An 11966-nucleotide genomic window follows, 5' to 3' on the forward strand; every position below is an offset into this window, starting at 1 on the left:
GACTTTCTACCTAACTTACTATTTTTCTGTCCATGAATTATTTTATTAAATGCACTGATTGCATCATAGCGTTGATCATCTGTTACAATCCATAGGATGTTAGGTTGCTTTTGTGCGTAGAGTGTTTTGGAAGTCGAAAAAAAGGTCACTAAGACCAAAAGAGTAATTCTAATTTTATTCATTTCTGTTGATTCGTTAATATCATTTTCCGAATGTTGAAATTTGGAGTAAATGATGGATATAAGTAGTTCACTGTTCAACTGCTTAGATGCACTGAACATAATACAACATAACCGATGAAATGGAAAGTATAGGGTGTTCAACCGTAATGATAATAGACTTTTTTGATCTTCCCCCTTTATTTTAAAGTATACAACAACCTATAAGGGTATGATGGATTGTTTTTTGAATTTTAAAGACTGTTTTTGTGTGATGTTATTAGTTTTTAGCAGAAAGGAAGAGTGTTTTAAAGATGGGTGAAATGGGGTGTATTGTAAATAATTTCAAGGTTCCAAGGAGTTGGGTGGTTTGTAGACCCATAATTAAAATTATGGGCTTTTGGGAAGATATTCCTCTTTTCGTCTTTCATTTTAAACTTAAGATATTTCAATGGTTTACCTGATCGTAAATTCATCTAAATACGAGTAGTTCAAATATTTTTATCAAAAGATGTAAAAAAGGATAGCTTCCCATAAGCCCGTGACTTCAGTCATGGTGCACGATATTTTGCAATTAATTTTTCTTCAAAATACTTACCCTCACAGATTTACTAATAGGCGTATTACTTATTGTCGCAAACTGATCATTGGGAATCAAAACATTTGCCTCAGGAAAGTAAGAGGCAAGGTTTCCTTCAGGAATATCATAAGGTACTATGATGAAGTTTTCTGCTTTACGTTCCACACCATTGTATTCACTTTTTAAGTCTACAATTTCATTGGCTTTTAAACCTAAATTGCTGATATCTTTAAGATTGATAAGCACAACCCTTCTTTCATTAAAAATACCTCTATAGCGGTCATCCAGACCGTAGATAGTGGTATTGTACTGATCATGAGAGCGAATAGTCATCATTAAGAACTCATTTTCATTTAGTTCATGTTGAGGAAGCTGATTGACGGTAAATTTGGCAACTCCACCGGGTAACTTCGAGAAATCACCTCTTCGTGTATGGTTTGGCAAATCGAAACCCGACTTTTTACTTCTCTCCGTATAATCTTTAAAACCATCAAATACTTCTGCAATTTTACTTCTGGTGAAATCATAATCTGTTCCAAGGCGGTTCCATGGAATAGAAAAATCTTCTTTAAAATAACTTTTGGCAATTCTGCTGACAATCTCCGGTTCACTCATCAAGTATTCAGAGGCAGGGTTGATTCTACCTACAGATCGGTGTACCCTTCCCATACTATTTTCAACCGTAACAAATCTTGATTTTCCATCTGATTCATCTTTTTCAGTTCGTCCTAAAGTTGGAAGGATCAATGAAGTTTTTCCCGTTATGAGGTGTGTTCTATTGAGTTTGGTACTGACTGAAACCGTCAAGTCACAGTTTTGAAGAGCTTTTGCGGTGTAATTGGTATCAGAGGCGGCAGAAAGGAAATTGCCTCCGAGTGCCATAAACACTTTTGCTTTTCCCTCGTACATGGCTTTAATACAATGTACCACATCGAGACCTTCCTCTGTTGGAGGTTTGAAGTTAAATGTCCTTTCAAATGAAGCATTGAGTTTGGCAGAAACGTGATGGGTAATTCCCACTGTTCGATCTCCTTGCACATTACTGTGTCCTCTCACAGGACAAGTACCTCCGCCTTTAATTCCTATACTGCCCTTAAGTAATAAAAGGTTGACACACTCGCGAATATTATCAACGCCATTTTTATGTTGCGTGAGTCCCATTGCCCAGCAAATTATCACTTTTTTCTTTTGTGCTAAAAGCTCTACAATCGGCTCTACCTCATCAGCAGATAAACCTGTTTGCTCCAATAAATCTTTTTTGGTAAACCCTTCAAGGTTTTTGAACAGGTCTTCCGAACCACTGGTGTTATTCTTAATGAAATTCCAATCAATAACATTCCCTTTCTTTCGATCAATCTGCAATAACCTTTTCATGATGTATTTTAAAAGAGGAACATCTTGATTGATTTTGACTTGAAGATAATAGTCTGAAATTGCCGAACCACTGCCGACGACACCTTTTACTTCTTGAGGGTTTTTAAAGCGAACAAGCGCCGCTTCTTTTAGTGGGTTAACGCTGACAACTTTGCCACCTTTCTGCCTGCATTTTTCTAATGCCGTCAACATACGTGGGTGGTTGGTACCAGGATTTTGTCCTATTACCATCACTACATCTGCATGCTGGAAATCTTCTAATGTAACACTCCCTTTGCCAATACCGAGCGTTTGAAAAAGTCCTGCTCCACTTGACTCATGACACATATTGGAACAGTCAGGCATATTGTTGGTGCCTAATTTTCTGGCAAAAAGCCCGTACAAAAAGGCAGCCTCATTGCTGGATCTTCCTGACGTATAAAAGACCGCTTGATTAGGGTCTTTTAAAAGGTGAAGATGCTTACCGATGAGATCGAAAGCTTCATCCCAAGCAATGGGGGAATAATGTGTATCACCTTCTCTCAAAATCATGGGATGAGTAATCCTTCCACTTTTTCCAATTTTAAAATCAGTCCATTGACTCATTTCTTTGACAGAATATTGTTCAAAAAAAGCAGGAGTTACCCTTTTATTGGTTGCTTCTTCTGCAATGGCTTTCACACCATTTTCGCAGAATTCACCCAAGTTGGATCGATGCTCAGGGTCGGGCCACGCACAGCCTGGACAGTCAATGCCTTCTTTTTGATTTAATTTTGATAGCGTAGCAATAGATTTCGCTAAACCCATTTCTTTCATGGCATGTTCCAAAGCTACTTTTACGGCTGTCACACCTGCAGCATATTGGGGTGGTGCCGTCAACTTAAGGCCCGTAAAATTAACAGGACCAATTGCTTCTTCAACGGTTTGGAGTTTGTTATTCTTGGTTTCCATTTGAGTGTCGTGAGTGTAATAGAGGGTGTTTGAAAAAGTCCATGAAGTAAATTTCATGGACTTTTTCGATAGTAATAATTCAAAATAATCAAAATCGTAAACAGTAGCTATTTATTGACTGTTTTTTCGATTTTATCAAAAAATAATAAAGTATCCTCTAAGTGTTCGTACCAGTATTCCCATTGATGTCCCCCTTCGAACTCTTCGTATACATGCTCAATATTATTTTCATTGAGTTGTTGATGCAATACTCTGTTGAAAGTGATTAATTCATCCGTATTGCCACAGTCGAAACGGAATGGAGGTAGGTTCTCTTTATGTTGAAGAACGGCAGTTAATACATCTTCATCTTCACGGTTTTCCTGAGCATAGTTGTCCAATTTTTCCTCCACAAATAATTCCATCTGTTGAATTTCTGTAATGGAACTATGTCCGCTCACACCGTCGTATTGATGACCATATTTTGCTCCAATTCTCAAAGCACCAAAACCACCCATTGATAATCCTGAGATAAACAAAGGAGAAGCCTCACTGGTTTGAGGAATATTTTCTCTAACAGCTTGAGGTACATCTTCGGCAATCCACTTCTCAAAACTATAGTCATGATGGTCATTATAAGCAGAACCATCACCCCATAAACCATCTGACGGCATGGCTAAAATCACCGGTTTAATTTTTCCTTCCTTGATTAATCGGTTAGCAGTGACGTGAGCACCGCCCATCATGCACCAGATCCATGCACTTCCGTATACACCATGAAGCAATGTGACAATCGGCAGATCTTTATGATCACCTTCAGGCACAAAAACACATATATCACCTCTTCCTTTGAGGTTGTTCGTTTTTACTGTGATAAAACGAAGTCCATCCATTTCAAATTTTGGATTGGATAATTCTGTTGTTCTAAATTTTGACTTACTCATGATCGAAAATTAATACCCCTTTAGCGTTTCTACCCTTCAACATATCATCAAATGCTTGTTCAAGTTTTTCTAGAGGGTAGGTTCTAGTAACCATTTCGTCAAGCAATAAATCACCTTTCTTATAAAGGTTTACAAGTTTCGGAAAGTCTACTTCAGGACGGCATTTTCCGTACAATGGATTGATGTAGATTTTGTCCCATTCAAAAAGGCTCATGTCGATCAGAACTTCTTGCTCAATACCACTCACTTGAACAGCAGTACCTGCATTTCTGACCATAGCCAAAGGTGCGGCACCCAAGGCCGGAATAGCCGTACATTCAAAAGCATAATCGGCACCTCTTCCACCTGTCATTTCCTTTACTTTTTGAGCGGCTTTCAGCAATCCTTTATCGTCTTTATCAGCAAGGATAGTATGAGTAGCACCAAATTGAAGGGCCATTTGAAGCCTTTCCATGTTGATATCAATAGCAATAATCTTTTCAGCACCAGAGACTTTTGCACCTTGAATAGCATTTAGTCCTACACCTCCAGTTCCTAAAACCACGGCAGTATCACCAGCAGAAATATCAGTAGCATTCACCACAGATCCGTAACCTGTCATCACACCACAGCTGATCAAACTTGCTGAAGCCATTGGAATATCCTTATCCATTTTGACGCAAGCCGACTCTTTTACTAATGTATATTCTGAAAAAGTACCTAAGTTGAAAGATCTTTCAATAGGTTTTCCGTTCCAAAGGTTGCCTTCTAAATGAGAGTGGCCTGGAGTATGACCATTTCCGCCAGCAACCACCGGAGAGTTGGTATCACAAATATGTTGGTTGCCATCTTGACATTGATCGCATTTCATACATGGAGTAGCCCAGTTTAATATGACTGAATCTCCATTTTTTAGTTTAGTTACATTTGGGCCTGTTTCCACTACAATTCCAGCCCCTTCATGACCTAATATAATGTCTTTGCCCCAGTGTAGTGAATCATGATCCGTATGGCACAGTGACGCCGCCATGACTTTGATGATTACTTCATCGTCTATTGGCTCACCTATTTCTATATTTTCGATCGTAAACGTTCCTTGTCCATGACCAATAGCGGCCTTGCATTGTATTCCCATAGTGTAAAAAATGTTTGAGGAGTTGAGATAACTTGTGTTGTTGATAGCAAATGTCTTCTGTTTTCTTACGAAAGAGTTTCTCTATTTTGATTGAAAAGTTATCTATTTTGTATTTTATATGACTATTGTGTTATTTTAGTGATTAAAATACATCATTTTTTAATCTATGAAGGCTTTTTTTGAGAAGGTCGTTACACAAGACTCTTCTAATATTCGTGCTTTTAAATACTCACAGAAAGAGTTTAATACACCTTGGCATGTCCATCCAGAATATGAACTGACTTTTATTCTGAATAGTGTTGGAAACCGTTATGTAGGGAATAATATATCTGGCTATCAACCAGGGGAATTGGTTTTGCTGGGGCCGAATTTACCGCACTGTTGGAAAAACGACATTGATGAACGTGAAAATGCAGAATCTTTAGTGATCCAATGGCCTAAAGAAGTGGTGAATAATATTTTAGAATTTGATGAAATCAAGTCATTGTTTAAAAACATCAACAGAGGCATTCTGTTCCATTACCCGTCGTCATTTGATATTAAAGCAAAAATGCAAGTAGTGATAGAGAGTAATGGGTTGGAAAGGTATTTGAATTTAATTGCTCTTTTAAAAGAAATGAATCGCCTTGAAAAGAGAGAATACTTGGCAGGGGCGTCCTATGCTTATGAAGAGTCTACGGCTTTGAATGATAGAATAGAGAAGGTGCAGAATTTTATAGCTGAAAATTATGATCGGAAAATTAGATTATCTGAAATTGCCCAAGAACTCAATATGACAGAACAGTCTTTCTCACGGTTTTTTAGCAAAGCAATGCAACGTCCTTTCTTTGTTTTTCTCAATGAATATAGGATTAATAGAGTCAGCCGTCTTTTGCTGGAAACTGATATGCAAGTGGCAGAGATAGGGTATAGATGCGGTTACGAAAGTCTCCCGTTTTTTTATCAACAGTTTAAAAAGTTCAAGAATTACAGTCCTTTAGAATTTAGAAAATTGTATAAGAAAATTTAAGTGTTAGAGATTGAAACCTTGTAGGTCATTAGAAGCCTCCTGATTTCTAAAAACCACAAATATCCATGAATAGTAGTTTACAATGTATTTATGTACTGCTTATACACTATACACCGTACAGACCGTACGGTGTATAGTGTATAAGCAGTACGGTGAATAGCGTACAGTGTGTACGGTGGGTAGTGTATGGATAGGTTGAGCTGAATAAAAGTGGATTTGCAATAAGAGCTATTCCAAACATGCTCTTATTTCAAACACGCTCTAATATATCTCTTAGGTTTTAAATATTTAAAAAATTAATAAGTGAGTTTTTAGAGCGATATATAATTGAAATTTAAAGTTGCTTATTTCATTTCAATCAGAGTATTACAAAAATATTTTATTTATTGACAGTTTTCTAATCCAAGCATGTTAAAATATATTATTACATTATTGAAAACGAGGAACTAAAGACGGTAATGAGAGTCTATCATTTTTATCTGCAATTTAAAAAGTACAACAATTACAGCCCTTTAGAATTTAGGAAATTATATAAGAAAATTTAGTCTTGTAACACCGATAATTGTCTATCTTTATCTCATTCAATAAAACTCAATTTTTTGAGGAGTAATTACTAACAGAAAGCGAATTTGTGTTTTAATCTAAATAAATTTGGACAATTAACTTAAACAAACAATGAGACATTTTTTTGTATTACTACCGTTATTATTCTGGCTTCATACCGAAGCATTTTCCAAAAAACTACCCACCAAAGTCAGCGGATATATATTCGAAGACATCAATCAAAATGGCGTACTAGACAAAGGCGAACCGCTCGTAAAAGGAGTGGCGGTATCGAATGGTTTAGAAGTAGTGTTGACCAACGAGAAAGGTTTTTATGAATTACCTCTTCAACCGAAACAAACCATTTTTGTAAGTAAACCAAGCGGTTATGAATTAAGAAAGAACAGCTATCATACCATGGCCGATTTTTTACATTTCTACCCTGAACCCACTGCCGAATCGTATGCACCAACCGTAGCACAAAATGCGGAAGTACCTGAGCAATTGAATTTCCCTTTAAGAAAAATTGAAGAATCTAAGGCTTTTACAATGGCAATGCTTGGTGATATTCAGGCACGCTATCAGCATCAAGTCAATTATGCTCATGAAGTAGCGGAGGAATTATATCAATATCCTAATTTGAAAGGTGCAGTAATGTTAGGGGATATGGGTGATGATAATGCCATGATTTTTCCAGCTCTAAATGAGCTTTTTAAACAATTTACAACCACTGTTTATCCGGTGGCAGGGAACCATGATAGAAACTATGATATTGAAGATTTGACAGAAGACTTTAGTGGCTTCAAAAAATACTATGGACCAGATCAGTATTCTTTTAATATTGGTGATGTGCACTTTATCGCCATCAATAATGTAACGACAATCAAAGGCATTCAATACAAAGATTTTATTCCTAAAAACAGAATGGAATGGATCAAAAATGATTTAGCTACAGTGCCAAAAGAAAAACTAATCGTCTTTTTACAGCATATTCCATTAGGACATATGATGCAGGAAAGTAGAGATGAACTGATGGAAGTGATTAAAGATTTCCCTCATGTAAAATCGTTTTCAGGGCATCTTCATTCTATGACTCATTTGTATTTACCTTATGGCGATAATAAAGTCCTACACGATGTAGTAACAGGTGCAGTCTGTGGATTATGGTGGGGTGGAGAGTTAGATCTTGATGGTATTCCGAATGGCGTAATGGGATGTGGCTCTCCAAAAGGGTATTACTTAGCTCATTTTAACGGTAATAAAGTCAATATGGAGTATAAAGCATCGGGTAAACCAAAAGAAAAGCAAATGAAGATTTGGGTGTATCAACCATTAAATGCGAAGAAAGATCCAACGATACATATTCCAGAGGGATTGACAGAAAACAACTTCTTAGCGAATATTTGGGCAGGTTCGATTCATACAGAAGCTTATGCTCAGATAGACGGTGGGGAATGGCAAAAATTGGAGCGAAGAGATAAAATAGTAGATCCAACAGCGAGAAGAATTTATTTAAGAGATTCATTAAAAATATCCAATCAAAAATCTCATCTTGGACCTGGCTACCCGAAGAATATACCTTCACATATTTGGGTAGGGGAATTTCCTGAAGATTTTAAAGATGGCAGTCATATTATCAAAGTGAAAGCGGTTGATCCTTCAGGAATGGAATTTAAAGGTCATCGTATTTTTACGAAAGGTAATTTTGATGGTGATTATGAAGAAGTGGATTGGTATAATATCCATTAATCTTTATCCTCAGCCCACGATTTAAATCGTGGACTGAGGATGTGTTCGTAATGCTTTGTGGCTCACGGGAACCATAAAAACACCAGTTCTTATTATTCAAAATAAAGCTTGAATGCGAGTTCATATAAAATATAAGCTCCAACAACACTAGCTATCAAATTAAACATCAATAACCCTAAACTTTCAGAATTCTTACCTCGAAACCCATGATAAGCAGAAATAAGGCATAGATTGAAAGTCAAAAAAATGGGTAATGCAAGTAAACCATAACCCCAAGGTCCACCTCTTGCAATGATAATTTTCAGTGTCATTGGAATATAATAAAGATTTAGAAGTAAGATTAAAACCGATGTCCCTTTGTTTGCTTTAGATATGAAGTTCATGATGCTACTGTTTAGTTGAATGTAATAAAGCTGATACATCTCAAATTTCAAAAAGCAACCCCTTTATTTCTGTTTTTTACCTCTAAAAATCACTTTTTAATTTAAATAAGATAAAATACATAACTAATTAACGAAAAAACAGAAAGATTTGCCCTTTTCAACTCCATTACTTTGTGGTATCACTCAAGCATTAGAAATCATAACTCAATGAAAGTACCAAGACAAAAGTAAACGAAAATTACCCATTTACTTCTGCCTTTGTACCTATAACTTCTAAATTAAAATAGGTAAGATAAGTGCTCTTATGCTTGATTTTTTTACACTCAAACAGCACAAGGTATGGAACACTTGAAAGAAGATAAGAAAACCAAACTAAGCGAATTCCCAGATCCATTTGAGCAAGCAAGAATCGAAAAAGGATACGGTGAAATTGATGATCAGAATGATCCTGTCACAATGTTATTACGTCTGAAGGATGTTCGTAAGACAGCACATAACTGGAAAACGTTTATTTCTGGTGCTGAGCCAGGACGTATTGTTGTGCCTTCAGAAGTTCATATTAGAGATATCCGTCAGATTCCATTCGAGGTGGATCCACCAGAGCATAAATCATATAGAGATTTGGTAGAGCCTTGGTTCAAGAGACCTTTAGGTGAGGAATACCAAAAAGAATTAAAGACGATCATTGATGAGTTGATTGATGAAGCGTTGACGAAGGAACAGTTTGAGGTAGTAGAAGACTTTTCATTGAAGCTTCAATCACGAGCATTGACTACTTTATTGAATGTCCCTTACAAAGAATCTGAAATTTGGATTGATTGGGGCGTTCACGTTTTCCGTTCTGAAGAAACTTCCTTGGATGGCAGTAAGGCCAATATTCTTTTTGATTATCTGGATGAAAAAATTGAGGAAGCGAGCAAGAATCCAGGTGATGACCTTTACTCATTATTACTTTCTGCTGAAGTAGATGGTAAAAAGATGACAAAGGAAGAGGTGAAAGGTGTGATGATCTTAACGTTTGCAGGTGGTAGAGACACAGTAATTAATGCAGTGACAAACTCAATTGCCTACTTTGCAGAGCATCCAAATTCTTTAAAAAGAATCGCTCAAGAACCAGAAATTACGGGTAGAGCAGTAGAAGAATTAGTGCGTTATTTCGCACCGTTAACTCACATGGGAAGAGTAGTGACGGAAGATACTCAAGTGTGTGAGCATGCCATCAAAAACGATTCTAGAGTTTCATTATGCTGGGCTTCTGCAAATAGAGATTCTGCCGCATTTGAAAATCCGAATGAAGTAGTTTTAGACCGTAAAGTAAACCCTCATGTCAGCTTTGGTTTCAGTACGCATAATTGTCTAGGAGCAACACATGCTCGTCAGATTTTGAAGATTTTATTGACTTCTTTAGCAGAAAAAGTGACTGCTATTGATATCAAAGAAGCGAAAGAAAATATAGAAGAGTGGGGAGAGTTTGACCGTAAAGTAGGATTCAAAAATATTACAGTAAGTTTTAATTAATCCTCATTTCTGGCCCACGACTTAAGTCGTGGGCCAGAAATGAGACATCCAATATAACACTAATAAAAAATGGCTAAAATAACATTTATAACAAAGGATCAGGAGTCCATTGTAGTAGAAGGAACTTCGGGTTCAGTGATGGAGTTGGCAGTACAGGCCAACGTGAAAGGAATCGATGGAGATTGTGGTGGAGTGTGTTCGTGTGCAACGTGCCATGTACAAGTAGATCCGGCTTCTGCAGATAAGTTAGGGGAGGCAAGTGAGATTGAGCAGGATATGCTGGAACTTGATGACGATGCAAATGAGTATAGCCGTTTGTGCTGTCAGTTGCAAGTGACAGAAGCATTGGATGGTGTGGTGCTTAATGTTGTGAAGTAAATGGGTAATAATAAATGCTGTGTAATCATTGGAGGAAGTCACGGAGGTGTGAATGTGGCTTTCTCCTTGAGGAAAGAAGGATGGGAAGGAAGGATTGTGGTGATTGATAAAGATCCTAACCTTCCTTATCAAAGACCGCCACTTTCTAAGACCTATCTTACGGTGAAAGATGAAAGCGGGTATATTCCACTTAAAGGCGAGCAAAGCTACCTTAACGAAGAGATTGAGTTGCTCTTAGAGCAGGAAGTGGTGGATGTGGATAAAAAAACGCAGTCTGTAGAACTTCAGAATGGTGATGTGATTGCTTATGATTTTCTAGTACTTGCTACAGGTGCGTCACCAATCATCCCTCCAATCAAAGGAATTGATACGGCTCAGCATCTTTTTGTGATGCGTAATATCCAAGATGTGAAAGGGATACAATCAGCATTGGAGAGTGGTGTTCAGAAAGTTGCAATTATTGGCGGTGGATATATTGGGTTAGAGACGGCTTCTTCTTTAAAAAAACTAGGGTTAGAAGTGACTGTTTTTGAAAGAGAAGAAAAGCTATTGCCTAAGGTGAATGCCGATGAACTATCAGCATTTTTATTGGATTTACACCAAAAAAATGGGGTACAGATTCAGTTGAAATCTAGTGTGTCAGCAATTACAACAGAAGGTGGTGTTCAAACCATTGTCACAGATAAAGGGACATCTTTTGAATGCGATATGATTATAATGGGAGTTGGCGTTTATGTCAATCAAACCATCAGTGATCAATTAGCTTTGAAATACAATAATGGAATTGCAGTCAACGAATACTGTCAAACGTCAGAGGCTAACGTTTATGCAGTAGGTGACTGCAATACACATTATAATGCTATCTATGGTCAAGCAATCCGTTTGGAATCGGTACAAAATGCGGTTGATCAGGCAAAAATTGTTGCCAAATCCATTACAGGAAACCCAGAGAAGTACAACAGCTTACCTTGGTTCTGGTCAGATCAGTATGATGTAAAACTTCAGATCGCAGGTTTAACGATTGATGCTGACAATCATATTATAAGAAAAGAAGAAGAGAATAAATGGTCGATTTGGTTTTTTAAAGGAGATCAAATACGCTCTGTCTACGCTATCAATAATGCAAAGGCTTATGTGGTAGGTATGAAAATGATCCAGCAAAATGCTAAGCTGGACAAACAGAAAGTGATAAATCCAGAGGAAAAATTGGCACCAAAAAATATTCTACTTCAAACAGAAATTAATGCATAGAGGCGGTCGTTAATCTATTTTATTTTACGTTTGATAAAAGTTTGTTTAAATCCCAT

At 37.0% G+C, this 11966-nt stretch carries 10 protein-coding genes; 5 read left to right on the plus strand and 5 right to left on the minus strand.

Annotated elements, in window-relative coordinates:
* The 4 genes from AVL50_RS33240 to AVL50_RS31770 form a co-directional block, all read right to left on the minus strand.
* A partial coding sequence (locus AVL50_RS33240) for a hypothetical protein (protein ID WP_157491771.1) occupies positions 1–182 on the minus strand: 182 nt, incomplete at its 3' end.
* Positions 183–732: 550 nt separating this feature from the next.
* A complete protein-coding gene (locus AVL50_RS31760; RefSeq protein ID WP_253764346.1) occupies positions 733–3099 on the minus strand; it encodes an FdhF/YdeP family oxidoreductase in 2367 nt (788 codons plus the stop codon).
* Positions 3100–3149: 50 nt separating this feature from the next.
* A complete protein-coding gene (locus AVL50_RS31765; RefSeq protein WP_062621961.1) occupies positions 3150–3965 on the minus strand; it encodes an alpha/beta hydrolase family protein in 816 nt (271 codons plus the stop codon).
* The gene (locus AVL50_RS31770) at positions 3958–5079 is read right to left on the minus strand and encodes a Zn-dependent alcohol dehydrogenase (RefSeq protein ID WP_062621963.1); all 1122 of its coding nucleotides are present in this window, start codon (positions 5077–5079) and stop codon (positions 3958–3960) included. Before AVL50_RS31770 ends, AVL50_RS31765 begins: the two co-directional genes overlap by 8 nt.
* 166 nt (positions 5080–5245) lie before the next feature.
* On the opposite strand from AVL50_RS31770, the gene AVL50_RS31775 reads away from it, so the two are divergent.
* Together AVL50_RS31775 and AVL50_RS31780 are read left to right on the plus strand one after the other, a co-directional pair.
* The gene (locus AVL50_RS31775; RefSeq protein WP_062621965.1) at positions 5246–6088 is read left to right on the plus strand and encodes an AraC family transcriptional regulator; all 843 of its coding nucleotides are present in this window, start codon (positions 5246–5248) and stop codon (positions 6086–6088) included.
* Positions 6089–6763: 675 nt separating this feature from the next.
* Complete coding sequence (locus AVL50_RS31780) at positions 6764–8380, plus strand: calcineurin-like phosphoesterase family protein (protein WP_062621967.1); 1617 nt, start codon at positions 6764–6766, stop codon at positions 8378–8380.
* Between the two features lie 92 nt (positions 8381–8472).
* Here the strand turns inward: AVL50_RS31780 and AVL50_RS31785 are convergent, their stop codons facing one another.
* The gene (locus AVL50_RS31785; protein WP_157491773.1) at positions 8473–8763 is read right to left on the minus strand and encodes a hypothetical protein; all 291 of its coding nucleotides are present in this window, start codon (positions 8761–8763) and stop codon (positions 8473–8475) included.
* Between the two features lie 339 nt (positions 8764–9102).
* Here AVL50_RS31785 and AVL50_RS31790 point away from each other — a divergent pair, with 339 nt between their 5' ends.
* The 3 genes from AVL50_RS31790 to AVL50_RS31800 all read left to right on the plus strand — a co-directional run bounded on the left by AVL50_RS31790 (position 9103) and on the right by AVL50_RS31800 (position 11910).
* Positions 9103–10281: a cytochrome P450 gene (locus AVL50_RS31790; protein WP_062621970.1), complete on the plus strand. Its 1179-nt coding sequence runs from the start codon at positions 9103–9105 to the stop codon at positions 10279–10281.
* A 69-nt stretch (positions 10282–10350) separates the two neighbouring features.
* A complete protein-coding gene (locus AVL50_RS31795; protein ID WP_062621973.1) occupies positions 10351–10659 on the plus strand; it encodes a 2Fe-2S iron-sulfur cluster-binding protein in 309 nt (102 codons plus the stop codon).
* Positions 10660–11910: an NAD(P)/FAD-dependent oxidoreductase gene (locus tag AVL50_RS31800; RefSeq protein ID WP_062621975.1), complete on the plus strand. Its 1251-nt coding sequence runs from the start codon at positions 10660–10662 to the stop codon at positions 11908–11910.
* Positions 11911–11966: the final 56 nt, after the last annotated feature.

This window comes from Flammeovirga sp. SJP92 (assembly GCF_001583495.1).
Lineage (GTDB): Bacteria > Bacteroidota > Bacteroidia > Cytophagales > Flammeovirgaceae > Flammeovirga.

What these genes read in the sequence shown, in the direction of transcription:
- AVL50_RS31760 (WP_253764346.1), bottom strand. Translation starts at nt 3,099, where the DNA reads ATGAAATTTACTTCATGGACTTTTTCAAACACCCTCTATTACACTCAC.
- AVL50_RS31765 (WP_062621961.1), bottom strand. Translation starts at nt 3,965, where the DNA reads ATGAGTAAGTCAAAATTTAGAACAACAGAATTATCCAATCCAAAATTT.
- AVL50_RS31770 (WP_062621963.1), bottom strand. Translation starts at nt 5,079, where the DNA reads ATGGGAATACAATGCAAGGCCGCTATTGGTCATGGACAAGGAACGTTT.
- AVL50_RS31775 (WP_062621965.1), top strand. Translation starts at nt 5,246, where the DNA reads ATGAAGGCTTTTTTTGAGAAGGTCGTTACACAAGACTCTTCTAATATT.
- AVL50_RS31780 (WP_062621967.1), top strand. Translation starts at nt 6,764, where the DNA reads ATGAGACATTTTTTTGTATTACTACCGTTATTATTCTGGCTTCATACC.
- AVL50_RS31785 (WP_157491773.1), bottom strand. Translation starts at nt 8,763, where the DNA reads ATGAACTTCATATCTAAAGCAAACAAAGGGACATCGGTTTTAATCTTA.
- AVL50_RS31790 (WP_062621970.1), top strand. Translation starts at nt 9,103, where the DNA reads ATGGAACACTTGAAAGAAGATAAGAAAACCAAACTAAGCGAATTCCCA.
- AVL50_RS31795 (WP_062621973.1), top strand. Translation starts at nt 10,351, where the DNA reads ATGGCTAAAATAACATTTATAACAAAGGATCAGGAGTCCATTGTAGTA.
- AVL50_RS31800 (WP_062621975.1), top strand. Translation starts at nt 10,660, where the DNA reads ATGGGTAATAATAAATGCTGTGTAATCATTGGAGGAAGTCACGGAGGT.